General features: G+C 58.4%; 23 protein-coding genes. 20 read left to right on the forward strand and 3 right to left on the reverse strand.

Features of this window, described 5'->3' with window-relative positions:
* Positions 1-33: 33 nt before the first annotated feature.
* The 12 genes from rpmE to GSD1FS_RS08635 all read left to right on the forward strand — a co-directional run bounded on the left by rpmE (position 34) and on the right by GSD1FS_RS08635 (position 13,258).
* Complete coding sequence (gene rpmE / locus GSD1FS_RS08580; RefSeq protein ID WP_155589227.1) at positions 34-246, forward strand: 50S ribosomal protein L31; 213 nt, start codon at positions 34-36, stop codon at positions 244-246.
* A gap of 177 nt (positions 247-423) precedes the next feature.
* Positions 424-1,518 (forward strand): peptide chain release factor 1, encoded by a 1,095-nt coding sequence (prfA, locus tag GSD1FS_RS08585; RefSeq protein ID WP_343030267.1) that lies wholly within the window; start codon positions 424-426, stop codon positions 1,516-1,518.
* A gap of 37 nt (positions 1,519-1,555) precedes the next feature.
* Positions 1,556-2,470, forward strand: coding sequence for a peptide chain release factor N(5)-glutamine methyltransferase (gene prmC, locus GSD1FS_RS08590; protein ID WP_155589228.1), 915 nt, complete (start codon positions 1,556-1,558; stop codon positions 2,468-2,470).
* Positions 2,471-2,558: 88 nt separating this feature from the next.
* Positions 2,559-3,233 carry an L-threonylcarbamoyladenylate synthase gene (locus GSD1FS_RS08595; protein ID WP_155589229.1) on the forward strand — a complete coding sequence of 225 codons (675 nt, stop codon included), beginning with the start codon at positions 2,559-2,561 and terminating at the stop codon, positions 3,231-3,233.
* Positions 3,230-4,381: an MraY family glycosyltransferase gene (locus tag GSD1FS_RS08600; protein WP_155589230.1), complete on the forward strand. Its 1,152-nt coding sequence runs from the start codon at positions 3,230-3,232 to the stop codon at positions 4,379-4,381. Before GSD1FS_RS08595 ends, GSD1FS_RS08600 begins: the two co-directional genes overlap by 4 nt.
* Positions 4,382-4,453: 72 nt before the next feature.
* Positions 4,454-5,995 carry an IMP dehydrogenase gene (gene guaB / locus GSD1FS_RS08605; RefSeq protein WP_155589231.1) on the forward strand — a complete coding sequence of 514 codons (1,542 nt, stop codon included), beginning with the start codon at positions 4,454-4,456 and terminating at the stop codon, positions 5,993-5,995.
* 321 nt (positions 5,996-6,316) lie between these two features.
* Positions 6,317-6,970 carry an oligoribonuclease gene (gene orn / locus GSD1FS_RS08610; protein ID WP_155589232.1) on the forward strand — a complete coding sequence of 218 codons (654 nt, stop codon included), beginning with the start codon at positions 6,317-6,319 and terminating at the stop codon, positions 6,968-6,970.
* A gap of 56 nt (positions 6,971-7,026) precedes the next feature.
* The gene (locus GSD1FS_RS08615; protein WP_155589233.1) at positions 7,027-7,875 is read left to right on the forward strand and encodes a Cof-type HAD-IIB family hydrolase; all 849 of its coding nucleotides are present in this window, start codon (positions 7,027-7,029) and stop codon (positions 7,873-7,875) included.
* Between the two features lie 4 nt (positions 7,876-7,879).
* Positions 7,880-9,310 (forward strand): PIF1 family DEAD/DEAH box helicase, encoded by a 1,431-nt coding sequence (locus GSD1FS_RS08620; protein WP_155589234.1) that lies wholly within the window; start codon positions 7,880-7,882, stop codon positions 9,308-9,310.
* 157 nt (positions 9,311-9,467) lie between these two features.
* The gene (locus tag GSD1FS_RS08625; protein WP_155589235.1) at positions 9,468-9,896 is read left to right on the forward strand and encodes a permease; all 429 of its coding nucleotides are present in this window, start codon (positions 9,468-9,470) and stop codon (positions 9,894-9,896) included.
* A 370-nt stretch (positions 9,897-10,266) separates the two neighbouring features.
* Positions 10,267-12,078, forward strand: coding sequence for a proline--tRNA ligase (locus tag GSD1FS_RS08630; protein WP_155589236.1), 1,812 nt, complete (start codon positions 10,267-10,269; stop codon positions 12,076-12,078).
* Positions 12,079-12,652: 574 nt separating this feature from the next.
* On the forward strand, positions 12,653-13,258 hold the full coding sequence (locus GSD1FS_RS08635) for a single-stranded DNA-binding protein (protein WP_155589237.1): 606 nt from the start codon (positions 12,653-12,655) through the stop codon (positions 13,256-13,258).
* Positions 13,259-13,478: 220 nt separating this feature from the next.
* Here the strand turns inward: GSD1FS_RS08635 and GSD1FS_RS08640 are convergent, their stop codons facing one another.
* Entirely contained in the window at positions 13,479-15,560 is a 2,082-nt protein-coding gene (locus GSD1FS_RS08640) for a M13 family metallopeptidase (protein WP_155589238.1), read from the reverse strand.
* A gap of 270 nt (positions 15,561-15,830) precedes the next feature.
* Between GSD1FS_RS08640 and GSD1FS_RS08645 the strand changes: the two genes are divergently transcribed.
* The 3 genes from GSD1FS_RS08645 (at position 15,831) to GSD1FS_RS08655 (ending at position 18,915) form a co-directional block, all read left to right on the forward strand.
* On the forward strand, positions 15,831-16,448 hold the full coding sequence (locus GSD1FS_RS08645; protein ID WP_155589239.1) for an HdeD family acid-resistance protein: 618 nt from the start codon (positions 15,831-15,833) through the stop codon (positions 16,446-16,448).
* A gap of 185 nt (positions 16,449-16,633) precedes the next feature.
* On the forward strand, positions 16,634-17,437 hold the full coding sequence (gene map, locus GSD1FS_RS08650) for a type I methionyl aminopeptidase (RefSeq protein ID WP_155589240.1): 804 nt from the start codon (positions 16,634-16,636) through the stop codon (positions 17,435-17,437).
* 185 nt (positions 17,438-17,622) lie between these two features.
* Positions 17,623-18,915 (forward strand): citrate synthase, encoded by a 1,293-nt coding sequence (locus GSD1FS_RS08655; protein ID WP_155589241.1) that lies wholly within the window; start codon positions 17,623-17,625, stop codon positions 18,913-18,915.
* Positions 18,916-18,927: 12 nt separating this feature from the next.
* Here GSD1FS_RS08655 and rlmH read toward each other — a convergent pair whose 3' ends face one another.
* Both rlmH and dapD read right to left on the reverse strand, forming a co-directional pair.
* Positions 18,928-19,407: a 23S rRNA (pseudouridine(1915)-N(3))-methyltransferase RlmH gene (gene rlmH, locus GSD1FS_RS08660; protein ID WP_155589242.1), complete on the reverse strand. Its 480-nt coding sequence runs from the start codon at positions 19,405-19,407 to the stop codon at positions 18,928-18,930.
* Between the two features lie 136 nt (positions 19,408-19,543).
* Positions 19,544-20,527 (reverse strand): 2,3,4,5-tetrahydropyridine-2,6-dicarboxylate N-succinyltransferase, encoded by a 984-nt coding sequence (dapD, locus tag GSD1FS_RS08665; protein WP_155589243.1) that lies wholly within the window; start codon positions 20,525-20,527, stop codon positions 19,544-19,546.
* A 181-nt stretch (positions 20,528-20,708) separates the two neighbouring features.
* Here dapD and GSD1FS_RS10185 point away from each other — a divergent pair, with 181 nt between their 5' ends.
* The 5 genes from GSD1FS_RS10185 (at position 20,709) to GSD1FS_RS08685 (ending at position 26,025) form a co-directional block, all read left to right on the forward strand.
* A complete protein-coding gene (locus GSD1FS_RS10185; RefSeq protein ID WP_281349850.1) occupies positions 20,709-20,843 on the forward strand; it encodes a hypothetical protein in 135 nt (44 codons plus the stop codon).
* A gap of 146 nt (positions 20,844-20,989) precedes the next feature.
* A complete protein-coding gene (gene prfB / locus GSD1FS_RS08670; RefSeq protein ID WP_155589244.1) occupies positions 20,990-22,123 on the forward strand; it encodes a peptide chain release factor 2 in 1,134 nt (377 codons plus the stop codon).
* Positions 22,124-22,169: 46 nt separating this feature from the next.
* Positions 22,170-23,531 carry a cell division ATP-binding protein FtsE gene (gene ftsE / locus GSD1FS_RS08675; RefSeq protein WP_155589245.1) on the forward strand — a complete coding sequence of 454 codons (1,362 nt, stop codon included), beginning with the start codon at positions 22,170-22,172 and terminating at the stop codon, positions 23,529-23,531.
* Complete coding sequence (ftsX, locus tag GSD1FS_RS08680) at positions 23,531-24,454, forward strand: permease-like cell division protein FtsX (RefSeq protein ID WP_155589246.1); 924 nt, start codon at positions 23,531-23,533, stop codon at positions 24,452-24,454. Before ftsE ends, ftsX begins: the two co-directional genes overlap by 1 nt.
* Before the next feature lie 167 nt (positions 24,455-24,621).
* The gene (locus GSD1FS_RS08685; protein WP_155589247.1) at positions 24,622-26,025 is read left to right on the forward strand and encodes a CHAP domain-containing protein; all 1,404 of its coding nucleotides are present in this window, start codon (positions 24,622-24,624) and stop codon (positions 26,023-26,025) included.
* Positions 26,026-26,041: the final 16 nt, after the last annotated feature.

Raw genomic sequence — 26,041 nt, forward strand, 5'->3', positions numbered from 1 at the left:
GATCCGGGTCCCCCGTATCTTTAGGAGACTGGTATGCAGCAGGGTATTCATCCTGATTATCATAAGGTGACTGTGACGTGCTCGTGTGGCAACACGTTCGTGACTCGTTCGACGTATAAGGGCGATCATATGAGTGTGGATGTGTGCTCGAAGTGCCATCCGTTCTACACGGGCAAGCAGAAGATTCTCGACACGGGCGGTCGTGTGGCACGCTTCGAGAAGCGCTACGGCAAGAAGAACGCCTGAGCATAGTCTTCAGATGACGCCAGTCTCATACGGGGCTGGCGTCATTCATTATGAGCCGCTGCCAGCATGCACACAGTGGTGCAGTGTCAGCAGCTCTTGGCACAGACCACCCGATTCGGTACACTGAATCAGTTTGGAACTGTAGAAAACATAGTTATAAGGTAGATAAGGCGAAGCGTGGCAGACGAACAATTCCCCGCGGCACAAACCGCGTTGGAGGAATACGAGAGCATCGAACAGCAGATGGCGCAGCCGGAGGTGTGGTCGAATCCTGATGCCATGCGCAAACTCGGCCGCAGGCAAGCTCAGCTTGGCACCATCGTCAGCGCCTACCGTAATTGGCGTAACATCATGGATGATCTCGCAGCCGCTCAAGAGATGGCCGCCGAAGATCCGGATTTCGAAGAGGAAGCGAAGCGTCTTGAAGCTGAACTTCCCGAAGCCGAGGAGAAACTGCGCACCGCGCTGATTCCGCGAGATCCAGATGATGCGCGCGACGTGATCATGGAGATCAAAGCCGGTGCAGGCGGCGAGGAAGCGGCGCTGTTCGCGGGCGATCTGCTGCGCATGTATATGCGCTATGCGGAGAAGCGCGGTTGGAGCGTCACCATTCAGAGTGAGAACTCCACCGAGCTCGGCGGCGTGAAAGACGTGCAGCTCGCCATACGAGCCAAAGGCAATCCGTCACCGGAAGACGGTGTGTGGGCGTCGCTCAAATATGAGGGCGGCGTGCACCGCGTGCAGCGCATCCCAGTCACCGAATCTCAGGGCCGCATCCAAACTTCGGCAGCCGGCGTGCTCGTGTTCCCGGAAGCCGACGAAGACGACGACGAAATCGAAATCGATCCGAAAGATCTGAAAATCGACATCTTCATGAGCTCCGGCCCAGGCGGGCAGTCTGTGAACACCACGTATTCCGCAGTGCGCATGACGCACATTCCAACCGGCATCGTGGTGAGCATGCAAGACGAGAAGTCGCAGATTCAGAACCGCGCAGCCGCGTTGCGCGTGCTCAAGAGCCGTCTGCTCGCGATGAAGCACGAGCAGGAAGCCGCCGAAGCCGCCGACATGCGCCACTCGCAGGTGCGTTCACTCGACCGTTCCGAGCGAATCCGCACTTACAATTTCCCCGAGAACCGCATCGTCGACCATCGCACGAACTACAAGGCCTACAATCTCGACGCCGTGCTCGACGGAGATTTGCAAGCCGTTATCGACAGTGACATTCAAGCAGACGAAGCACAGCGTCTGGCAAACCAGCAGGCAGAGTAATCGCTCACAGTGGCGAATACCCCGACCAGAAAGTGATATGAGAACAGATCAACTGATTCACCGTTGCACCGACTATCTGCAGGAAGCAGGAATCGACACAGCGAGTCACGATACGAAACTGATATTGGCAGACACGCTCGGATGCTCGCTTTCCGACGTAGAAAAAGCCAATCTGATGGGAACCGACACATCCGAGCTCATCGAAACGTATTATCACGGCGAAGATGACGACCCCGTTCAGCTGTTCAAAGAAAGACTGTGCCGCCGCCATGCGCGCGAGCCGTTGCAATACATCGTCGGTCACACCACGTTCCGCTATATTGACCTGAAAGTTGGCCCCGGCGTGTTCATTCCGCGTCAGGAAACCGAGATCATCGCGCAAGAAGCGATCGACTGGGTGACTTCGCAGGGCATGTATTCGCCGCGCATCGTCGACTTGTGTGCGGGAAGCGGCGCGCTTGGACTCTCGCTCGCATGCGAGATACGCGGCGCGCAGGTGTGGGGCGTTGAACTCAGCCCGCAGGCGGCGGTGTGGACGCGCCGCAATATCAGTGAAATCTCACGAGATTACCCAGATATCAGCGTGAACTATCACTTCGAAATGGGCGACGCGACGTCGGCGCTCACGCTCGCGCAGTTGGATGGCACCGTTGACGTCGTGGTGAGCAACCCGCCGTATGTGCCGCTGTCGCAGGTGCCGCAGCAGCCCGAAGTGCGTGATTTCGACCCGTCCCTCGCGCTGTACGGCGGGTCGGCGGACGGCATGCAGATTCCCGAGCAAATTATTCGCCGCGCCTATTCACTGCTGCGACCGGGTGGCGTGTTCATTATGGAGCATGACATTTCGCAAGGCAGCCAGACCTGCGCGTTTGCGACCGCGACCGGTTTCTCAAGCGCGCAGACCGGCATGGATCTGACGTATCGGCCGCGCTACTTGTTCGCAGTGAAGTGATGTATAGATACGAATTATTCGAATATCGGGCAGAGAAACACAGGGAAGCATAGTAGAATAGCGGAGTCCGAGCGAGCGGGAGGGAAACATGGCCGATGTGCGCAGCGTCGATGAGCAGTCTTTGGTCGACGCGAAGCGAATCATCGAGCACGGCGGAGTGATCGTGCTTCCCACAGACACCGTGTATGGCATCGCCTGTGACCCACACAATCCGAACGCGATCGCGCGCATCTACGAAGCAAAGAAACGCGCGCGCAGCAAAGCATTGCAAATCATCGTTTCCAGCGTGAACGATCTGCCCTCGCTTGGGCTGACGCTTCCCACGCCGCTCGATGTTCTGGCGCAGCGTTTCCTGCCAGGCGCGTTCTCGCCGATCGCGGTGGCAGACGAAGACTGTGCGTTGCAGACATTGCGCGTGGCCGATGACGGCACGCGCACGCAGGCGATTCGCGTACCGGACTCCGACGCGAGCCTGCGCATTCTGCGCGCGATCGGGCCGGTTGCCGCGTCGAGCGCCAACCGCTCGGGTAACGAGAGCGCGCAAACCGTGGACGAAGCGGTGGCTGCGTTCGGCGATGACGTTGACTTGTATCTCGACGCGGGCCCTACGGAAAATCACACGGCAAGCACGGTGGTCGCCGCGGATCCCGATGCGCCTGACGGCATTGTGATTCTGCGCGAAGGCAAGATTCCTGCAACGCAGCTGCGCGCTGCACTGCGTGACTCGGTGAATCCGCCGCATGATGGGGGACTTGCGAGATGAGAGTCTATATATTCATCGCGTTCGTCGCCATGTGCGCCACGTATTTATATACGCCGCTTATTCGTCACCTTGCCATTCAGATCGGCGCGGTCGGCGAAGTGCGTGCGCGCGACGTGCACAAGATTCCGACGCCCCGCATGGGCGGCTTGGGCATGCTGTTCGGATTCATCACCGCAATGTTCTTCGCGTCGAGGCTCAACTTCCTGCAAGGCGAATTCCAACAGAACCATCAGGCATGGGTGGTGATGGCAGGCGCCGTGATGATCTGCTTGCTGGGCATAGCCGATGACGTGTGGGATCTCGATTGGATGCTCAAACTCGCAGGGCAGTTGCTCATCTCGGTGTTTGTGGCATGGGGAGGATTGCAGATCATCTCACTGCCGATCGGCGGTTTGATCACTGCTTCTCCCACCATTTCGATCGCGATAACCGCGTTGCTGATCGTCGTGTCGATCAATGCGGTCAACTTCGTCGACGGCCTCGACGGTCTGGCCGCGGGCATCGTGGCGATCGGCGGCGTTGCCTTCGGCATCTACTCATATGTGCTGTCGCGCCAGCAGGTCTCCTATGCGTCGATGGCGACGCTCATCGACGTGGCGATGGTGGGCATCTGCATGGGCTTCCTGTTGCACAACTGGCATCCGGCGAAACTGTTCATGGGCGATTCGGGTTCGATGCTGCTCGGGTATTTGATCACCTGTGCTTCGATTATTCTCACCGGCCGACTCGATCCCGCCACGATCAACACGTCTGCCTACGTGCCGGCATTCATGCCGATCCTGCTGCCGATCCTCGTGCTCTTCCTTCCGGTGCTCGACATGCTGATGGCCATCACGAGACGCTTGCGCAAAGGCCAGTCGCCCATGCACCCCGACCGCATGCATTTGCATCATCGCATGCTGCGCATCGGGCACACGGTGCAGGGAGCGGTGCTGATTCTGTGGGGTTGGGCGGCGCTCATCGCCTTCTCGTCGATGTTCCTGCTGTTCTTCAGGTTCGTCACCGTGTTCACGGTGTTCGTCATACTCGCCGCCTTGCTCACGGTGGCGACGCTCTACCCGTATTTCAAGCGTATGCGCGGCAAAGGCGCCGACGAAGATCTGCCATGCAACAACGGACCAAAGCATCTGCGGCCTTCTACGCCCTGAGCCAACTCGCTAAAATCAGTCGAACACACGTTATATGTAGATTTCGTCAACGTGCGTCCCTATAGTGTGGTTATGGCTACAATTCCTGATATGAATGCAGAGTCCCCATACACCCCTCTTCCTCCTATTTTCGCCCAGCTCGGCCTCGCATATGACGATGTGCTGTTGCTGCCGAACGAAACCGACGTCATTCCGTCGGAAGTAGACACCACCACTCATCTCACGCGCAACATCACGATGAAGGTCCCGGCGATCTCCGCCGCCATGGACACCGTGACCGAAGCAGACATGGCCATCGCCATGGCTCGCAACGGCGGCATCGGCGTGCTGCACCGTAATCTCTCCATCGACGATCAGGCCGCTCAGGTCGACGTCGTTAAGCGCAGCGAATCCGGCATGATCACCGATCCTTTGACGGTGAATCCAGATGTCACGCTTGCCGACCTCGACAAGCTGTGCGGCAAGTTCCACATCTCCGGCCTGCCGGTTGTGGATCACGACAACAAGCTCGTCGGCATTATCACCAACCGCGACATGCGCTTCATCCCATCCGACGACTACGACCATCTGCGCGTCAAAGACGTGATGACGAAGGAGAACCTCGTCACCGGTCCGTCGAACATCTCGAAGAAAGACGCCCACGACCTGTTGGCGGCCAACAAGATCGAGAAGCTGCCGCTCGTCGACGCGGAAGGTCATCTGACCGGCCTCATCACCGTCAAGGACTTCGTGAAGACCGAGCAATACCCGGACGCCACGAAAGACGATCAGGGCCGCCTGCGCGTCGCGGCCGGCATTGGCTACCTCGGTGACGCATGGCAGCGCGCCTCCGCACTGATGGAAGCAGGCGTCGATGTGCTCGTCGTCGACACAGCCAACGGCGAGGCGAAGATCGCGCTCGACATGATTCGTCGCATCAAGAACGATCCTGCCTTCAACGGCGTTGACATTATTGGCGGCAACATCGCCACCCGTCAGGGCGCACAGGCCATGATCGATGCCGGCGTCGATGCCGTCAAGGTCGGTGTGGGCCCAGGCTCCATCTGCACCACGCGCGTGGTCGCCGGCGTCGGCGTCCCGCAGCTCACCGCAGTCTACGAGGCGGCACAGGCCTGCCGCGCGGCTGGCATTCCGTGCATCGCCGACGGCGGCATCCACTATTCCGGTGACATCGCCAAGGCGCTCGTCGCCGGTGCAAGCTCCGTGATGCTCGGCGGCGTGCTCGCCGGCACCGAAGAGGCTCCGGGCGAGAAGGTGCTGCTGCACGGCAAGCAATACAAGCTCTACCGTGGCATGGGCTCGATGGGCGCGATGGCGCCACGTGGCAAGAAGAGCTATTCGAAGGACCGCTACTTCCAGTCCGACGTCACGAGCACCGACAAGATCGTGCCGGAAGGCGTCGAAGGTGAAGTGCCATACCGCGGACCACTGAGTGCAGTGCTTTACCAGATGATCGGCGGCCTGCACCAGTCGATGTTCTACATCGGTGCACACAACATCTCCGAAATGAGCGAGAAGGGCCGCTTCATCCGCATCACCGATGCCGGTTTGCGTGAATCCCACCCGCACGACATCGTGATGACCACCGAAGCGCCGAACTACTCCGGCCGCTGAGTCGAACCAAGCCAAGGGCTGTATACGCGAAAACGTATGCAGCCCTTTCCTATTCCAATTTTCTTATTTTGCTGGCGGAGATATGAAACGTGTCGGCACTCATGTAGCCGAGGCAGAAAAACGGCTATTTTCCAACAAAAAGAATTTTGAGTACTCAGTGCTTCGTGTGTTTTATATCCCCACCAGCAAAATGAGAGCATAGACACGCGTTGTTTTGCGGTCGGGATAGAACTTGGAAAGACGCAACGTGGTGAGGTAGGCTCGAATGTTCGACGCGCGAGCCGCGTGACGAAAACCGAAAACCCAAGAAACGAGGAACGTATGGTAGACGCGAACGATGCTTTGACCTATTCGCCGAAGGAATCCAGGATGATCTGGATCGACTGCGAGATGACGGGTCTTGATATTTTCCACGACGAATTGTGCGAAGTTTCGGTGGTACCCACCGACTTCGAGCTGAACGTGCTCGACAAGGGCATCGATCTGGTCATCAAGCCATCCGACGCAGCCGTCGCACACATGAACGACTTCGTGCGCGCCATGCACACGCGCTCAGGGCTCATCAACGAGTGGGAGAACGGCCTCGACGTCAAGGAAGCCGAGCAGCAGGTGATCAGCTACGTCAAGCAGTTCATTCCCGAAGGCGTCAAGCCGCTGCTCGCCGGCAATTCAGTCGGCTCCGACAAGAAGTTCCTCGACCACTTCATGCCGAACCTCATGGAGCACCTGCACTACCGCGTCATCGACGTGAGCACCATCAAGGAACTCGCACGCCGTTGGTATCCGAACGTCTACGCGAACCGTCCACCGAAGAACGGCGGCCACCGTGCGTGGGCCGATATCGTCGAATCCCTCGACGAACTGCGCTACTACCGTGCGGCTGTCATGGCACCGGAACCGGGGCCGAGCGCCGACGAAGCACAGCGCATCGCCGGCGAAATCGTCGCGACGAGCGTCATGAACGAAGCGGAATAATCCACGATTTTCATGTTCGCGCAAACTCTAGTAAACACTATCAAGTAAGGGAACACATGGCACAGGCCGAGTGGACGTCGATCGAAACGCCACAGAACATCAAGCTCATCGTCGCAGACATGGATGGGACGCTTCTCGACGCAGACAGCCAGATCCCCGCCGGATTCTGGCCGATGCTCGACAAGCTCGACCAGCGTGGCATCACGTTCGTGCCAGCAAGCGGCAGGCAATACCAGACGTTGCGCACGATGTTCGCGCGGAGTCTGCAGCCGATGTCATTCATCGCGGAAAACGGCAATATCGTTGCGCTTGACGGCCAAGTCATAGAAACGCATACCGTGGGCCGTGATCTCATCGAACACGTGATCGGCATCATCGATACCGCAGCGGCGAGCGGGAACTACGATCTCGGTCTCGTGATCTGCGGACTCAGCGCAGCATACGTGCAGCGCACGGACGAGCCATTCATCGCGGAATGCAGCAAATACTATGCGAAAATCGAGCAGGTGAACGATCTGCATGATGTGCTCAACTACGCCGACGAGAAGTTCCTCAAACTCGCCATCCTCGATTTCGGAGATGCGGAAGCTATGGCCAAGAAGCTGCTGCCGAGCATCGTCGCGCCATACGAATACGTGCCGTCGGGGAAGCATTGGGTCGACATCATGAACGCCAGCGTCAACAAAGGCGACGGTGTGGCGACACTGCAGCGCGCGCTCGGCGTGAGCGCCAGCGAAACCGCGGTGTTCGGCGACTATCTCAACGATGCGCCGATGTTCGCGCACGCGAAGTTCTCGTTCGCGATGGCCAACGCGCATCCACAGGTGCGTGAAGCCGCCGCATACATCGCGCCGGCGAACACCGACGAGGGCGTTCTGCGCGTGATCGACCGGTTGATCGGCTGACGTTATGAAACAAGCCGAAGTTCTTGATATTCTGCTCGCCGGAGCCAGCGCGTTCCTCACTGGTGCGCCCGGTGCGGGCAAAACGTATGTGCTCAACGAGTTCATTCAAGCGGAACGTGCGGAGGGCGCATCGGTGGCGGTGACCGCGACCACCGGCATTGCGGCGACGCATGTGAACGGGCAGACGATCCACGCATGGAGCGGCATCGGCGTGGCGGATTCGCTCACCGAATCGCTCATCAAAACGATTCGCACGCGCAGACGCAAGAAAATACTGGCCACCGACGTGCTCGTGATCGACGAGATCTCAATGATGCACGCATGGTTGTTCGACATGGTGGATCAGGTGTGCAGAATCGTGCGCAAAGACTCACGACCGTTCGGCGGGCTGCAGGTGGTGCTTTCCGGCGATTTCTTCCAACTACCGCCGGTGTCGAACGCTCGCCGCAACCACGATTTCGTGCCGCCGACGCCCGAATACAAAGCGATGCGTGAAAAATACGCGAAAGCGGGGCGTAACCCGGAAGGATTCGTCACAGAATCGTTCGCTTGGGACGAGCTCGACCCGGTGATCTGCTATCTCGACGAGCAGCACAGGCAGGATGACGGGCAATTGCTGCGCGTGCTCACCGACATTCGCAACGCCACCGTTTCGCAGGTAGACAAAGATATTTTGATCACGCGCTACCGCATTCCGCTCGAAGAGGGGCGTCAAACGGTTGCGCTGTTCCCGCAGAACAAGCAGGCGGATCTGCTCAACGAGCAGCGCTTGGCCACAATCGACGGCGATGAACACGAATTCTACGCCGAGGCGATGGGACCGATGCACTTGACCGAACGCTTGCAGCGCAACATGCTCGCACCGGAACGCCTCGCATTGAAAGAGGGCGCGGCGGTGATGGCCGTGCGCAACGATTCCGAAGGCCGCTACGTGAACGGCTCGCTCGGCGTGGTCAAAGGCTTTTTGCGTGAGTCGCGCGGAGGATGGCCGATCGTCGAATTCGAAAACGGCAATACGGTGACGATGACGCAAAGTGACTGGGAGATGATGGACGGCGATGATGTGCTTGCCGCCGTCTCGCAGGTGCCGTTGCGCTGCGCATGGGCGATCACGATTCACAAGTCGCAGGGCATGACGCTCGACAGCGCCGTCATGGATCTGAGTCGCACGTTCGCCCCGGGCATGGGCTATGTGGCGCTCTCTCGCGTGGAAAGTCTCGGCGGGCTCTATTTGAATGGCGTGAACAACCGCATGTTCAACGTGAGCCGTGACGCGTTGCTGCTCGACGACAGTCTGCGTGAGGGGTCGCAGCGGGCGAGCATGCAGCTGACCGAGCACGGTGCGGAATCGTTCGCGCCGAAGAAACCGGGGGAGAGCGAAGCGCAGGCGGGACTCGACGAATTTCTTCCTGACGGTGACTCGCCCGCGTTCTGAATATTGGAAGCGCTGATTTTCCGCACTATTTCACCAGAGCGCACCATCGTGCAGAGTGAACAGCGACGCGCACAGCAAGCGCATGATTACAATAAACAAATAGTTATTACAGATATCACAGAGATATTAGAGATATTGCTGAGCGAAAGGGACTGCCATGAAGCGCTCCACCATGTACATCATTTCCGGAATCGGCGCGCTTGTGCTGTTCATTGCATTCCTGTGCTACACCTCCACTCCAGTGCATCTGTTCGGTTCGCTCAAATTGTCTGATTTGCTCACGATCATCGGCGGACTCATGTTCATCGTGCCGTTCTACATCGAATCGGCGCGTCGCAAGAGCGAAGACAACGCGCCGAACGCTTGGGTGTGGCAGTATCTGCCGGTGGCGGGCATGGTGCTGATGATCGTCGGCTTGATCATTCCGAACCATGCGGTCAACCTCGGCGTGATCGATCTGTGTGACATTCTGTATTTGTTCGGCTGCGCGTTCATGCTGATGATCTTCATTTACCCGTTCGGTTCCACGAACCGCGAGATGCTCGAAGATGACATCGACGATCGCGTAGATTCAGAGTCTCACTGAATTCAAATAATCTGAATACTGTTCAGTTGTGGTGGCATATGTCAACTGGCATATGCCACTTTTCGTATCGCTTACTTTGTCACCTATTTGTATGGTCAAGTTGTCTATGTAAATCAGACAACTTGACCACTGTGCGCGGCGCTGACGGTCATGTTGTCTACTCAAGTTAGACAACATGACCGTTGTACATAGGCTGATTGAACATATGGTCTATTTGCGTTAGACGACACGACCGTTTTCGCTCGCAGATATGGTCATGTTGTCTATGCGAGTTCGGCAATATGACCAATCGACTCGCGCAACATGGCCATGTCGTCTGCGCGGATGAGACGATATGCACTCGTCCCCTTTGGCGCGTACTTTGGAACGTATGACCAAAGCACTTCGAATGTCTACCCTGTTTCTGCGCACATTGCGCGAAGACCCCGCGGATGCCGACGTCGACTCCGCGAAACTGCTCCAGCGCGCCGGCTATATTCGCAAGGCCGCGCCTGGCATCTGGACTTGGCTGCCGCTCGGTTTGAGCGTGCTCAACAAGATCGAGGAGATCATCCGCGAGGAGATCAACGGCATCGGCGCGCAGGAAGTGCATTTCCCCGCACTGCTGCCGCGCGAACCGTATGAGGCGACGCACCGCTGGGAAGAGTACGGCGACAACATCTTCCGCTTGAAGGACCGTCACGAGGCGGATTATCTGCTCGCGCCGACGCACGAGGAGATGTTCACGCTGCTCGTCAAAGACATGTATTCGTCATACAAAGACCTGCCGGTGACGCTGTACCAGATCCAGACGAAGTACCGTGACGAGTTCCGCCCGCGCGCCGGTCTGATTCGCGGCCGTGAGTTCATTATGAAGGATGCCTATTCGTTCACGATCGACGAAGAGGGCATGCGCAAGGCATACATGGACGAGCGCGGCGCGTACGAGCGCATCTTCCAGCGCCTCGATCTGAAATACGTGCCGGTGTTCGCGATGTCCGGCCCGATGGGCGGCTCCGCATCCGAGGAGTTCCTTGCACCGATGGCGATTGGTGAGGACACGTTCGCGCTCGCTCCTTCCGGCAAGGCTTGGAACGTGGAGGCTCTGAACACCCCGAAGCCTGAAGACATCGACTTCTCGGCAACGCCTGCCGCCAGCAAGCGCGAGACGAACGACGCAATAACGATTGACAACATGGTGACGTTCGCGAACGCGAACTATCCGCGTGAAGACGGCCGCGACTGGCAGGCCAGCGACATCCTGAAGAACGTGGTCATCGCGGTCAAGCATGCCGAAGACGACGAGCATGACGAGCCGTGGCGTGAACTGATCGTGGTCGGCGTGCCGGGTGACCGCAATGTTGACATGAAGCGACTCGAAGCGCAGTTCGCCCCGTCCGAGCTGGAAGAGGCGACGGAAGACGATTTGAAGGCGCATCCCGAACTCGTGCGCGGTTACATCGGCCCGATGGCGGTCGGCCCGCAGGCCCGCAAGACTAACGACGAAGCACTGCGCTACTTCATCGACGCGCATGTGGCTCGCGGTTCCGCATGGTTCACCGGTGCCGACGAATTCGAACAGGACTACTACGATCTCGTCTATGGTCGCGACTTCGAGGCCGACGGCGTTGTGGAAGCGGTTGAGGTTCGTTCCGGCGACATGAGCCCGGATGGTTCCGGTCCGCTGAGCTTCGAACGCGGCGTGGAGATCGGTCAGGTGTTCCAGCTCGGCTTGAAGTATTCCGAGGCGCTTGGGCTCAAGGTGCTCAATCAGAACGGCAAGACCGTGCCGGTGTGGATGGGCTGCTACGGCATCGGTGTGAGCCGCGTGCTCGCATGCATCGCCGAAACGCATCACGATGACAAGGGCTTGGCATGGCCTATGAACATCGCCCCAGCACAGGTGCATGTTCTGGCCACCGGCAAGGACGAGGTTGCGTTCGACGCCGCCGAGAAGCTGGTCGACGAGCTGAGCGCCAACGGCATCGAAGTGATCTACGACGATCGCAAGAAGGTGTCGCCCGGCGTCAAGTTCAAGGATGCCGAACTGATTGGCGTGCCGATCGTGGCGGTTGTAGGCCGTGACACCGTGAACAATGGCACGATTGAAGTGCGTGACCGTGACGGTTCCAACAGCGAGGCCGTGAGCGTTGACTCGGTGGCACAGGTGATCACCGACCGCGTGAACACCGCGCTCAAGTAGACGGTTGCCGCGACTGACCGCAGAATTGACAACAAAGGAACCTGTTTGTTGCCAATTCTGCGGGAATAGTCGCGAAACTGGCGATAAAGCGCGCTTTATCGTGCGGCCTTGCTAGTTGCCCGCAGAACAGACAATGAGCGGACGTTTTCGTTGACGATACTGCGACTATCACCGCGGAAATGACAATAAGGAAGGTGGGTGTTCGGGAACCGATTACACGGTTTTCTCGAACACCCGCCTTCCTCATTTGCTGGTGGGGATGTAAAACGTGATTGCGCGTATGTATGCGAATCAGGAAAATGGCTGTTTTCCGCCATTTTTCAAAATCGGCCGCCCAGACCTTTAGCGGTTTCATATCCCCGCCAGCAAAATTTAACCATATGTGGGTGCGTTCCTTGGGGATGAAGCGTGCGTTTCGAGCATTGGGGCGCTTTTGGATTGTGGATAACAGGGTGGTTATGCACAATCCACAGTGAAAACGCGAAGTTATCCACACAAGTCGATCGCGCTTGGCAAACGGTTCCGCATTCGCAAAGATAGTAGCAACGTTACGAACGAGCGAAGGATTGGAACAATGGCGTTACAACAAGGGCAAGTGACCATCACAGGTAATCTGGGTGCGGATCCGCAGCAATTCGGCAGGAACGGGAGCAGGCCGGCCTGCGTGTTCAGACTGGGGTGCACACGGCGGTATCAGGACCGCAATGGCGTATGGCAGCAGCTGCCGACCACATGGATCACCGTCAAAGCCTTTCGCGGCTTGGCGATGAACATCATGCGTTCATTCCACAAAGGCGATGCGGTGATCGTGGTTGGATTGCTCGGCACTGAGCAATGGCGCAGCGACGATGGCGCGGATCACTCCCGCATGGTAATCGAAGCGAGCAATGCCGGACCAGATCTCAACTATGCGGTCACATCTTCCGTCAAAACGAACAGAGACGGTGCATTGGTGATGCCGCAGGTGCAAGCAGAAGAGCCGCAAACCCCGCCGCAGAACGAAGCACCGCATGCTGACCCGTTCAAGGGATCCATGCCGCAAGCGGCAGCCATGCCCGAACAGAATAATGCACAGTATGCGGGTGGCAACGGTGAACTCGGTCCACGGGAGGCACGCGATATCGATGCGTGCGACGAGATGGACGATGCGCCTGCCGAACCGGCATACGAAGAGATCTAACGACTTACCATCTAGCGGATTGCCGAAGTGAAAGGAGAGCGTATGCCACTACTGGCGTGAGGCAAAGCAAGGTGATCGGGTCTTCTCTCCATCTTCTCCCCGCTCGCCATGCGAGTCTCACTCCCACCTTAAGCGACCTTATTTTGTGTGCATAAGGGCGGCTTTTCATCCACCAAACGCGGTGGATGAAAAGCCGCCCTTATGCACACAGCCGTGTGGGTCACCAGATGCGCACGCGCTCTTCCGGTTTCAACCACATGCGGTCGTCGTCGGTCACGCCGAACGCCTTGTAGAACAGATCCACATTGCGCACAATGCCGTTCGTGCGGTTCTCGGCGGGGGAGTGCGGGTCGATCTGCAGATACTGCTCGGCCAACTCGTCACGCGTCTTCGTGCGCCAGATCTGCGCATAGCCGAGGAAGAAGCGCTGCAAACCACTGAATCCGTCAATCTCCGGGGAAAGGTCAAGCGCGCCTTCGATACCGGCGGCGGAAGCGTCGACGGGCAGTCCATGCTGCTCGTCCAGCGCGAACGCATACGCCTTCAATGCGATGTTCACGCCACTCAGATCGCCGATGTTCTCGCCAATCGTCAGCGCGCCGTTCACATGCGGCATCTTATCCGGCTCATCGGCATACTTCTCGCGCAGCTGCACTGGAACAAACGAGTTGTATTGGTCGATCAGCACCTGGGTCAGTTCCTTGAAATGCTTGCGATCCTCGGCCGTCCACCAGTCGGAGAGCTTGCCGTTGCCATCGAACTGCGAGCCCTGGTCGTCGAAGCCGTGCCCGATCTCGTGGCCGATCACCGCGCCGATGCCACCGTAGTTCACGGCGTCCTCGGCCTCCGGGTTGAAGAACGGAGGCTGCAGAATGGCGGCAGGGAACACGATGATGTTGCGCGTCGGCTCATAATAGGCATTCACCGTCTGCGGGTTCATCAGCCATTCACCCTTGTTCACCGGCTTGCCGCTCTTCGACACCTGATAGCCGAACTCATACACAGCGGCGGCACGCATGTTGTCCATCAGCGGAGCGTCAGCGCGCAGGTCGAGCGCCGTGTAGTCGCGCCAATCATCCGGGTAGCCGATGTATGGCACGAACGCGTTGAGCTTGTCGAGTGCCTTCTTCTTCGTGTCCTCACCGAGCCAGTCGCTGTTGACGATCGAGATGTGGTAGGCCTCGATCAGATTGTTCACCAGCTCCTGCATGCGCTTCTTCGACGATTCGGGGAAATGCAGCTTCACGTAGATGCGGCCCACGTCTTCGCCGCAGATGCCGTTGACGAGCGACACGCCGCGCTTCCAACGGTCGCGCTGCTTCTTTGTGCCCGACAACGTCTCGCCGTAGAACGAGAAGTTCGTCTTGTCGAACACCGAGCTCAGCATGCTCGCGTTCTCGATGATCAGGTGCACTCGCGCCCACAGTTTGAGGTCGTCGAGGTCGGCGGCGCCCCAGAACCCGTCGAGTCCGGTGACGAAGCTCGGCTCGTCGACGATGATGTTATCGAACGCGGCACGCATATCCACAGGCAGTGTCTGCGAAGCGACGGAAGTGTTGTAGCTGTTCTGCACGGCGTCGATCCAGCGTTCGATATCGAAATGCTTGAACATCGCCTTCAATTCGGCGAACGTGGTCGGGTTGTTCGTCTTCTGCGGGTCGCGGGTCGTCACGTTGTCCCAATGATGGGCGGCGATGCGCGTCTCCACGTCAAGGAAGCGTTCGGCGAGCTCCTGCGCCTGCTCCTCGTCGTCCGCGTAACCGGCGTTGCGCAGCTGCTTGGCGACCATCTGCACATACGCCTCACGAACCGGGGCGTGGTGATCCTCGCGGTAATATGCCTCGTCGGGCAGACCCAAGCCACCCTGATCGAGGTAGAGAATGTTCGTCTCCGGATTGTTCACATCACCGAACACGCTGAAATCAAACAGATCCGGGCCTCCGAACGGGCTCAGGCGACCGAGCGCGTCGATGAGCTCGTCTTTGCTCTGCGCGTTGTCGATCGCCGTCAGATCCGCACGAATCGGCTCAATGCCAGCCTTCTCAATGGCGTCGGTGTCAAGGAAGGAATGGTAGAGAGCCTTGGATTTCGCGGCTTCATCGGAATCGGTTTCGAGAATATCTCGAATCTGCTCCTCCGCGTTCTCCGCCAGCCGATTGAACGAGCCATAGCTGGAACGGTCGTCGGGGAGTCGGTACGTGTCGATCCACGGACCGTTGACGTAACGGAACAAATCATCCTGAGGGCCGGTCACGGCGGAGAACGATGCCGGATCGATGCCCGATTTCAAAGTGGTACTCATAACTTCACACTATAGATGTTGACTGACAACACAAAGTATTGTCGCGCATATCGCGGCACTGTTCAGTGGCTCAGAGCCGAGGGCATATTTTCAGTGCTTTGTCAAAATCTTCGCCAGTTGGAAAAAGTGCGCGAAATACAGCACAGATGGGAGGTTCTTGGACAAGACTTGCAAGAGTAAACGCATGTTAGTATTGCGACTTGTGCCAAGCCGATGCGCGTTTGCGCGCATGGAAAGAGCGGCACAAATAGCAGAGTAAAGGAGAAGAACATGTCAGATCCGAACATTGATTACCAGCAGAACGGTCAGAGCCCGTTCCGCCTGATTGAAAACATTCTGCCGACCCGTGCGAAGAGCGCGATTCGCGTCGCGTATGCCGTCATCGGCGTCGCCGCACTCGTGTTGGGCATCTGCCTGCTTGTGTGGCCGGGTGCCACGCTGAAGGTGGCCGCAGTCGTGCTCGCCATTTACTTCCTGATTTCCGGCGTCATCCGCATCGTCAGCGCTCTCGTTGAACTTGGTCTGCCGGCTGGCTGGCGTATTCTCGACGTGCTCGTGGGCATCATCCTGCTCGTCGGCGGCATCGTCGTGCTCAAGAACATCAACCTCTCCACCGCGGTGCTCGCCGTCATGTTCACGCTCGTCGTGGGCATCGGCTGGATCATGGAAGGCGTTATGGCGCTCGCCGAATCCTGGAACCTGCCAAGCTCCGGTTGGGCCATCGCATACGCCATCATCTCCATCATCGCCGGCTTCGTGCTGCTGTGCATGCCAATGGCTTCCACCATGTGGCTGATCATCTTCGGCGGCTGCGCCATGATCGTCATGGGCATCTTCGCGATCATCCGCGCATTCCAGTTCGGCCGCACCAAGAACGCGCAGAACTGACTGAATATAACTGATTGAGATATAGCTGATTACTGATTATTTCAACGGTTCTTTGAAACCCGACGTCGCATGGCGTCGGGTTTCGCTGTATATCGCGCGATATATATGCTCGCATACCTACAATGTTGAGCGTGCAGATTAGTCTGAAATCAGTCTGGCAAAAGCTTGCAGGAAAAGAGAACACAATGATCGAACTGAAAACTCCCCAAGAGATCGAAGAGATGAAGCCTGCGGGCCATTTCGTCGGCAGCATTCTCAACGAACTCAAGGAATACACGAAAGTCGGCACCAATCTGCTCGAAATCGACGAAATCGTGCACAAGCGCATTGCAGACAAGAAGGGCGCAAGCTCCTGCTACGTCGACTACGCTCCGGACTTCGGCACCGGTCCGTTCGCACACTACATCTGCATTTCCGTCAACGACGCCGTGCTGCACGGTGTTCCGTATGATTACTCGCTTAAAGACGGAGATCTGGTGAGCCTCGACCTCGCCATCAACGTGAACGGCTGGGTCGGTGACTCGGCCATCAGCTTCGTGGTCGGCAAAGACAAGGACCCAAGCGATCTGCGCATCATCAAGTCCACTGAGGAGGCGCTCGCCGCCGGCATCGCGGAAGCTATTCCAGGCAATCGCCTCGGTGACATCTCGCATGCGATCGGCGACGTGGCACGCGAATACGGCTACCCGGTCAACCTCGAATTCGGCGGCCACGGCGTGGGCCACATCATGCACGGCGACCCGCATGTGGCCAACGACGGCAAGGCACACCACGGCTACAAGCTGCGCCCAGGCCTGGTCATCGCCATTGAACCATGGTTCATGAAGGGTACCGACGAGATCTACCAGGATCCGAAGGACGGCTGGACGCTTCGTTCCGAAGACGGTTCGCGTGGCGCGCACAGCGAGCACACGATCGCAATCACCGAGAATGGTCCGGTCGTGCTCACCGCCCGCGAAGGCGACCCGCTCTCCAAGCTGTACGCCTGAACTTTCAATTAAGTTCGAATAGTTTTAAGCCCCGCAAGACTCAAATCTTGCGGGGCTTTCGTGTGCGCGAAGCTGAGTGCGCTCGAGTGAATTTGAGACGGTAACATGACCCGCAACTCGTATGGCCTATAGTGTTCCGCAATACTTGCGACAACGAGTGTCTTGACAAGGCAGAAGGAGACGGAATGGCTCTGGCGCATCTTCATGTGGAATCCGACAAGTTCGAATTGCCGGTTGTTCAGGCGACGGCAGGGCCAGACGGCATCGTGATGTCGTCGCTGCGCAACAACAACTGGGTGTCGCTCGACCCCGGATTCCTCACCACTGCGCAATGCGAGTCGAAGATCACCTACATCGACGGCGAGCATTCCATTCTGCGCTACCGCGGCTACCCGATCGAGCAACTATGCGAACAATCCGATTTCCTTGAGGTCTCATGGTTGCTACGCAATGGTGAGCTGCCGACCAAAGCGGAATACGACCAGTTCGTAGACAGCATCAACCATCACACGATGGTGGGGGAGGACTTCCGCACGTTCATGGGTTCCTTCCCTCGTGAGGCGCAGCCGATGAGCGTCATGGCGTCGGCCATCAACGCGCTCGCCACCTTCAACCCCGACACCACCGACATCAACGACCCCGACCAACTCGACGAGGCCGCCACGATCATCATGGCCAAAGCGCGCACCATCGTCAGCTACATTCTGCGCCGTCGCCGTGATGAACCGATGCTCTACCCGGACTATGCGCGCGGATACGTCGACGATTTTCTGCGCATGTGCTTCGCCGTGCCATACGAGCGTTTCGAATCTGACCCGTTGTATGTGCACGCACTCGGCCGCTTGCTGATCATCCACGCCGACCACGAGCAGAACTGCTCGACCTCGGTGGTGCGCATCGCCGGCTCCGCACACGCCAACCTGTATTCCGCCGTTGCCGCTGGCATCAACGCGCTTTCCGGCCCACTGCACGGCGGCGCGAACGAAGCCGTGCTCCGCCAGCTGATGACGATTCGCGATTCCGGCATGAGCGTCAAGGAATTCGTGGAGAACACCAAGAGTGAAAACGGGCGAATCTCCGGACTCGGCCACCGCGTCTACAAGTCGTACGACCCGCGTGCCGCCATCGCCAAGCACTATTTGGAGAAGATCATCGAACGCAGCGACCGCCTCACACTGCTGCCGGGCGACGAGGAGCTGTTCGACGTGGCGTTGCAACTCGAAGACATCGCGTTGCACGACGACTACTTCGTGTCACGACACCTGTACCCGAACGTCGACTTCTACACCGGCCTGATCTACCGTGCCATCGGCTTCGGCCCCTCGATGTTCACTCCGTTGTTCGCGCTGGGGCGCATTCCCGGCTGGATCGCGCAATACCGCGAGATGCTCGCCGATCCGCGCACAAAGATCGGTCGCCCACGTCAGGTGTATACCGGCGTCGTGGAACGCGACTACGTGCCGATGGATGAGCGTTGAAATAATTAGTAATTATTTATGATATGGCTCGTGCGCGTTGATTTTGAACGCGCGGTAGATCTGCTCAAGCAGAATGACGCGCATGAGCTGATGCGGGAACGTCATCTTCGAAAAACTCAGTAGCATGTTCGCGCGCTTGAGAATCGCCGGATCCAGCCCAAGCGACCCGCCGATGATGAGCTGGATATGGCTCACGCCGTGCAGACCCCAATCTTCCAGATGCGCGGCCAACTGCTCCGACGTGAGCATCTTGCCTTCAATGGCCAGGGCGATCACGAACGCGTTGGTTTTGATGTGCTTGGCGATGCGTTCGCCTTCCTTTTCCTTGATCTGCGCATTCACCGCTTCGGAAGCATTCTCGGGTGTCTTCTCGTCGGCCACTTCAATGATGTTGAGTTTGCAGAAACGCGAGAGTCGTTTGGCGTATTCTTTGATCGCGTCTTGCAGGTAGCGTTCCTTGACTTTGCCTACGCAGATGATGTCGATGTTCATACCGACATTCTAAAAAGCGGTGTGCACAACATTCTTGAGATGAATGCCGTGCACACCGCTTTCAGCAGTTCTGCGCGACGAACAATATCAGAGTGTATTATCAATTACTCGGTCGCGCAGTATCTAGTATTCAGTTTCAGTTCTTATGCAGCGCGTCATTGAGCGCGATGCCGACCTTGCGCGGGCGCGCCTGCACCGCGCCGGTGAGTGAATTGCGGATGAACATGATGTTGTCTTTGCCGCTCAAATCCGCGCCCTTGACCACATCGAGCGGTTCGCCGGCAGCTGCCTTCGCCTTGTCCCAGACCTCGATCTTCGTGCCGGCGGTCACATAGAGACCGGCTTCGACCACGCAGTTGTCGCCCAGCGAGATGCCGATGCCTGCGTTCGCGCCCAGCAGCGAGTGCTCGCCGATGGAATTGCGCAGCTTGCCGCCGCCAGACAACGTGCCCATAATCGATGCGCCGCCGCCGACGTCGGAACCATCGCCGACCACAACGCCTTGCGAAACGCGCCCCTCGATCATGCAGGTGCCGAGCGTGCCGGCGTTGAAGTTGACGAAGCCGGCGTGCATGACGGTTGTGCCCTCACTCAGGTATGCGCCCAGACGCACGCGGTCGCCGTCGCCGATGCGCACGCCGGTAGGCACCACGTAGTCAAGCATGCGCGGGAACTTGTCGATCGAGAGCACGTTGACCTCGGCGTGCAGTCCAGGCATGCCGCTCGAGGCGTTGCCTTGCATCACATCGAGGCGACGCTGAGCGAAATCATCGACTGCGAATGGGCCATAATTCGTCCACACCACATTGTTGAGTGCCGCGAAAATGCCATCGAGATTGAGCGTGTTCGGCTTGGCCAGACGCATGCTCATCAGGTGCAAACGCAGATAGGCGTCGGCGGCGTCCACGATCGGATTGTCGAGGAACGATTCGGTGAACACCGGCAGGCGGCGCACGCCACGCAGATCCTCGCCCTCATGTACCAGAGCGCCGAACTCATGGTTCGGACGCTGCTCGGGGGCTTGCCCCAGCGTCAGTTTCGGGTACCAGACGTCGAGCACGTTGCCTGCGGCATCGATGCTCGCCAGACCCCAACCCCACGCACTACGTGATTGTGTCATTGCCACTCCTTGAATATATGGAACCAAGAACGTTGTTCTCGCTCACTGTACAACGCTCGTCAGCCGAAACGAATATATGGCCAGCATGTGATTGCTCAAGCACACTGCTCAAAAGAGGCTGCGCATTCCAAGCAAACATTCAGCAAAACCGCTACACTGCATCTGCTACACTATGGGACTCGTGAAGAAGCAAAACGACAACACGCAGGATCGCGAGACCAAGCGCGACAGCAATGCCACCCGCATTGTGGCGATCGTCGTTGTCTGCGCAATGCTGGTGGGCTTCGCCGTGCCACTGATTTTTGCCGGGCTTTGACGCGCACGCTGCCCGCGGCACGCAGCCATATTCCGGTGCCGTGCTCCCTACTGGCAACGTTTGCCTGTAGCACTATCGTTATGTGAAGACCGTTATATATCAGTTCGTGAACTATCGCCGATTGGCGAGGAAAACAAGAAAAGATCATGGCAGAATTTGATTACTCACAGGCTATCGCCGACGCCCGTTCGAAATACGAGGCCATTGCGCTCGCGCTCGACACCGATCGACTGCATGCGCAGGAGGCGGATCTCGAAAAGCAGGCTTCGGCTCCGGGACTCTGGGATGACTCCGAGCACGCGCAGAAAGTAATGTCGCAGCTGTCGAACGTGCAGTCGCAGCTCAAGCACCTCTCGAGTGCACAGAACCGACTCGACGATGTGGCCACGCTCGTCGAACTCGGTCAGGAAGAGAACGATGCAGACACGCTGCACGAGGCTCAGAGCGAAATCGAGAAGATTCAAAAGGATCTCGACCAAATGGAGATCGAGACACTGATGGACGGCGAATACGATGATCGTTCCGCCGTCGTCACGATTCGTTCCGGTGCCGGTGGCGTCGACGCCGCCGACTTCGCGCAGATGCTGCTGCGCATGTATCTGCGCTGGGCGGAACGCAACGGCTACAAGACCAAGGTGATGGACACCTCATATGCGGAAGAGGCGGGTATCAAGTCGGCCACCTTCCAAGTGGATGCGCCATATGCCTACGGCCGCATGTCGGTTGAAGGCGGTACGCACCGCCTGGTGCGCATTTCACCGTTCGACAACCAGGGTCGCCGCCAGACCAGCTTCGCAGCGGTTGAAGTGGTGCCGCTCGTTGAAGCGACCGATCACATCGACGTGCCCGACAACGAGATTCGCGTCGACACCTACATGAGCTCCGGTCCTGGCGGTCAGGGCGTGAACACCACCTATTCGGCAGTTCGCCTGACGCATATTCCGACCGGCATCGTCGTGACGATGCAAGACGAGCGCTCGCAGATTCAGAACCGTGCCGCAGCCATGGCAGTGCTGCAGTCCCGACTGCTGGTGCTTCGCCATGAAGAGGAAGCCAAGAAGAAGAAGGAGCTCGCCGGCGACATCAAGGCCAGCTGGGGAGACCAGATGCGCTCCTACGTGCTGCACCCGTACCAGATGGTCAAGGATCTGCGCACTGGCTACGAAACCTCTCAGACGCAGGCCGTGTTCGACGGCGACATCGACGAGTTCATTCAGGCGGGCATTCGCTGGCGCCACGAGCAGCGTCTCGAAGCAGCCGCCGAAGAGAGCGACGAGTAAGCCGATCTAGCCGGAAACCACCTATTGAAGCGGAAGGGAGAAGCCGATGGCGCTGATCTCGATGGAACATGTCAGTAAGATCTACCCGAATGCCACTCGACCGGCATTGCAAGACATCGACTTGCAGATCAACCGAGGCGAATTCGTGTTTCTCGTGGGCGCCTCCGGCTCCGGCAAAACATCGCTGCTGCGCTTGTTGCTGCGCGAAGAGGAGGCCACGAGCGGCGAGATCCGTGTAGGCGGGTACGATCTGCGCCGCCTGCCGAACCGTCAAGTGCCGCAGTATCGCCGTTCGATCGGCATGATCTTCCAAGACTACAAGCTGCTCAACAACAAAACGGTGTGGCAGAACGTCGCGTTCGCCCTCGAGGTGATCGGCACGTCGCGCTCCACCATCAAATCGCTTGTTCCAAAGGTGCTGAAAACCGTCGGTTTAACGGGTAAAGAAAAGAACTACCCGCGTGAGCTCTCCGGTGGCGAGCAGCAGCGCGTGACGATCGCACGCGCGTATGTGAACCATCCGCAGCTGCTGCTGGCAGACGAGCCCACCGGCAACCTCGATCCGACCACATCGCTCGGCATCATGGAGGTGCTCGATGCGATCAGCCGCACCGGCACCACGATCGTGATGGCCACGCATAACGAAGAGATCGTCAATTCGATGCGCAAACGTGTGGTCGAGCTCAACAAGGGCAAGATCGTGCGCGACGAGAAGAACGGTTCCTACGATTCCTCGATGTATTTCCCCGACGAGCAGGTGGCTGCAATGGCCCACGCCGCAATCAACGGCGACGAACGCGGCACCGACCGCATCGTCGTGCAGAGCGAAACCGCTGTTGCCATGCAGCAGGAACCGCAGAACCTTGACGGTGCGCAAGATGGCAGTGATCGTGCCGACACCGCTGCAGTCATGGTCGACTCGGTGAACGCCATCCTGCAATCCGAGCAGAGCAACGAAGGCATCGCTCGCTTGGCGCAGTCGATGCACGCCGGCAAAACAGGCCGATATGGTGAGGCGTTCGCTCCGGTCGAGCAGACGCTCACATGGGGCGGGGGACTCTCACTCGAAGAACTGGCCGAACAAGAGGGCATCATTCCCTCCGAACAGTCCAAGCAGTCCAAGCAATCCGATGAGAGTGCCGGTGAAGGCGAGGCAACCGCACAGCAGGCTGAAAAGCAGCCTGAGAACACTGCCGAAACTGCCGAATCGGATTCGAAGCAGTCGGGCACATGGGGCAATGTGGCGCTGACGAACGGCGGGAGCAAATCGACGAAAACCGATGAGCAGGCTACGCAACAAGCCAACGTGGAATCCACGCAGGCGATGCCGCCAGTGCCACCAATGCCTCCGGTTCCGCCGCAGGGCGAGCATTCGCGTCACAGCAAGCGTAGCGAGGAGAAGAACTGATGCGTTTCCGTTTTATTCTTTCTGAAACCTGGACGAGCCTGCGCCGCAATGTGCCGATGCTGCTTTCGGTGATGCTCGTCACGTTCATCTCGTTCCTGTTCATTGGCGCTTCGCTGCTCACGCAGGCGCAGATCACGAAGGCGAAGGGTGACTGGTACGACAAGGTTGAGGTGGTCGTGTGGCTGTGCCCTGACGGTACGAGCCAATCCGCGAACTGCTCGACCGGCAAGGCCGCCACGACCGCGCAGATCAACGAACTGCAGAAGGTGATTCAGCAGGAACTGCCGAACGACGTGTCACAGGTCACGTTCATGAGCCGCGAACAGTTCTACAACGATTCGTTCGTGAAGCAATACCCGAACGGCGAATACCAAGGCCGCACATTGACCGCCGCCGACATGCAGGATTCCCTGTGGCTCAAACTCAAGAACCCCGAGAACTACCGCGTGGTTTCCGAAGTGCTCTCCGGTAGGGAAGGCGTGGAAGAGGTCGTCGACCAACGGCAGATATTCGAACCCGTGTTTGCGATTCTGAACCGTGCGGCGGTGGCGACGGGCGGATTGGCGGCGATCATGGTGATCGTCGCGATCATGCTGACCAGCACGACGATACGCATGTCGGCGGCCTCCCGAAGCGAGGAGACGGAGATCATGCGTCTCGTGGGCGCGTCGAATTGGACGATTCGACTGCCGTTCATTCTCGAAGGTGTGGTCGCCTCCCTTGCCGGCTCGTTGTTGTCGTGCGGTGCTCTGGCATTGCTGGTCAAAGTGTTTATAACCGATTGGCTGGCGAAGTCGGTGACATGGATTCCGTATGTGAACCAGACGACGGTGTGGCTCACGTCGCCGATTCTGATCGTCGGCGCCGTGCTGCTGTCGATCATCGCATCGTCGTTCTCGTTACGCCGATATCTGAAAGCGTGAGCAAGTTCACGATTGCGCGCAGCCACTGACTTTCGCGCAGTATCTGGCGAATTTGTGGCGGGTGCAATTGTGCAGATTGTGTACACACGTTGAAGAGACGAGGTTTGCGCCCCACTTTTGAGTTTGAGATGCTAGTGTGGTGAACCAGCGTCGTAGAAAGGGACTTGATGACTAGCAGAAAGAGAAGCGTGCCAGTTGTGGCGTCTTCGTTGGCAACTGCACTGTGCATCACGGCTCTGGCCGTACCGATGTCGGTAAGCACACCGGTGGCATATGCGGATGCGTACAGCGATCTGGTGGACGCCCAGAACAGCCATCAGCAGAGCCAACAGCAGGAAGCCGCGCTCCGTCAGCAGCTCGCAGGCGTCAAAAGCGACTTGGCAGACAAGATTCTTGAGCTCAACGACTTGACGAGCAACCAGATTCCGGCCGCTCAGAAAGCCGCGGAATCCGCGAACGAGGCTGCGGCAGCTGCAAAGAGCGAGGCGGAAAGCGCCGCCGAACGTTTGCAGGCCGCGCAAAAAGACAAAACCGATCTTGAAGAGAAGATCAAGCAGACCGGCGAAGACTATGACGATGCCCATGCTGCAGTAGCGCAGATGGCTCGTGATTCGATGCATGGTTCCGACACCTCCGACGTGATGAGCGTGATGACCGGTTCCACCGACACGAAGCAGTTCATCCAGTCGATGCAATCTCGCGACGCATTGTCGCGCAACGAGGCGAACGCCGCCTCCGAAGCCGCGACCGATCTAAGCACGTCAATGAATCGTGCCGACCGCTTGAAGGCAATCGAAAAGCGCATCGAGGAGCGCAAGGCCGAAGCCGACGAGAAGTCCGCTGCAGCGCAAACCGCAGCCACGCAGGCGCAGCAGAAAACGGCGAATCTCGAGAAACTGCGCTCGCAGGGCGAAAGCGTCCGCACCGAGCTGGAAAGCCAGAAGAGCGAACTGACCGATCAGGCCGCTGCCCAGGCAGCGCAAACGGTGATGCTGCAGTCTCAGATCGATTCCGCCAACCAGCGCTATCAGGCTGAACAGCAGGCCGCCGCCTCCCAAGTGCAGCAGCAGGTGCCGCAGGGCACCACGCGTCCAAGCGGCAACAACACCAGCAACAGCAACACCGGTAGCAGCAGTTCCGGCAGTAGCAACACGGGCAGCAGTGGCGGTTCGGCGCAAACGCCATCGACGCCATCAGGTGGATCTTCGGGCGGCCAAGGCACGTCGAACGGCGACTATGGCAACGCCTATGCCGCCGGCCAGTGCACATGGTGGGCCTACGAACGCCGTAAGCAGATGGGCATCGGCACGCCATCCTATCTCGGTAACGGTGGCGAATGGTGGAGCAGCGCGCCGAGCTATGGCTTGCGCGTCGACCATTCCCCACAGGTCGGAGCGGCATTGTCGTTCCTGCCGGGTCAGGAAGGCGCATCCATTCCGTGGGGTCACGTCGCCGTGGTCGAACAGGTCAATGGCGACAGCGTGCTGATCTCCGAATCGAACGTGGCTGGTCTGTATACGATCACCTACCGCACGCTCTACAACGCGAGCCGCTTCTGGTACGTGCACTGAGCACCAAACCAGAACC

It is taken from the genome of Bifidobacterium canis, from assembly GCF_009727065.1.
In the GTDB taxonomy this organism is placed as follows: Bacteria; Actinomycetota; Actinomycetes; order Actinomycetales; family Bifidobacteriaceae; genus Bifidobacterium; species Bifidobacterium canis.

Bases quoted from the DNA above. Each gene is read 5' to 3' on its own strand.
- prmC (WP_155589228.1), top strand. From the start codon at position 1,556: ATGAGAACAGATCAACTGATTCACCGTTGCACCGACTATCTGCAGGAA.
- ftsE (WP_155589245.1), top strand. From the start codon at position 22,170: ATGGCGCTGATCTCGATGGAACATGTCAGTAAGATCTACCCGAATGCC.
- GSD1FS_RS08620 (WP_155589234.1), top strand. From the start codon at position 7,880: ATGAAACAAGCCGAAGTTCTTGATATTCTGCTCGCCGGAGCCAGCGCG.
- guaB (WP_155589231.1), top strand. From the start codon at position 4,454: ATGGCTACAATTCCTGATATGAATGCAGAGTCCCCATACACCCCTCTT.
- map (WP_155589240.1), top strand. From the start codon at position 16,634: ATGATCGAACTGAAAACTCCCCAAGAGATCGAAGAGATGAAGCCTGCG.
- rpmE (WP_155589227.1), top strand. From the start codon at position 34: ATGCAGCAGGGTATTCATCCTGATTATCATAAGGTGACTGTGACGTGC.
- ftsX (WP_155589246.1), top strand. From the start codon at position 23,531: ATGCGTTTCCGTTTTATTCTTTCTGAAACCTGGACGAGCCTGCGCCGC.
- GSD1FS_RS08600 (WP_155589230.1), top strand. From the start codon at position 3,230: ATGAGAGTCTATATATTCATCGCGTTCGTCGCCATGTGCGCCACGTAT.
- GSD1FS_RS08635 (WP_155589237.1), top strand. From the start codon at position 12,653: ATGGCGTTACAACAAGGGCAAGTGACCATCACAGGTAATCTGGGTGCG.
- GSD1FS_RS08645 (WP_155589239.1), top strand. From the start codon at position 15,831: ATGTCAGATCCGAACATTGATTACCAGCAGAACGGTCAGAGCCCGTTC.
- GSD1FS_RS08595 (WP_155589229.1), top strand. From the start codon at position 2,559: ATGGCCGATGTGCGCAGCGTCGATGAGCAGTCTTTGGTCGACGCGAAG.
- dapD (WP_155589243.1), bottom strand. From the start codon at position 20,527: ATGACACAATCACGTAGTGCGTGGGGTTGGGGTCTGGCGAGCATCGAT.
- GSD1FS_RS08615 (WP_155589233.1), top strand. From the start codon at position 7,027: ATGGCACAGGCCGAGTGGACGTCGATCGAAACGCCACAGAACATCAAG.
- rlmH (WP_155589242.1), bottom strand. From the start codon at position 19,407: ATGAACATCGACATCATCTGCGTAGGCAAAGTCAAGGAACGCTACCTG.
- GSD1FS_RS08685 (WP_155589247.1), top strand. From the start codon at position 24,622: ATGACTAGCAGAAAGAGAAGCGTGCCAGTTGTGGCGTCTTCGTTGGCA.
- GSD1FS_RS08625 (WP_155589235.1), top strand. From the start codon at position 9,468: ATGAAGCGCTCCACCATGTACATCATTTCCGGAATCGGCGCGCTTGTG.
- prfB (WP_155589244.1), top strand. From the start codon at position 20,990: ATGGCAGAATTTGATTACTCACAGGCTATCGCCGACGCCCGTTCGAAA.
- GSD1FS_RS08630 (WP_155589236.1), top strand. From the start codon at position 10,267: ATGACCAAAGCACTTCGAATGTCTACCCTGTTTCTGCGCACATTGCGC.
- GSD1FS_RS08640 (WP_155589238.1), bottom strand. From the start codon at position 15,560: ATGAGTACCACTTTGAAATCGGGCATCGATCCGGCATCGTTCTCCGCC.
- GSD1FS_RS08655 (WP_155589241.1), top strand. From the start codon at position 17,623: ATGGCTCTGGCGCATCTTCATGTGGAATCCGACAAGTTCGAATTGCCG.
- orn (WP_155589232.1), top strand. From the start codon at position 6,317: ATGGTAGACGCGAACGATGCTTTGACCTATTCGCCGAAGGAATCCAGG.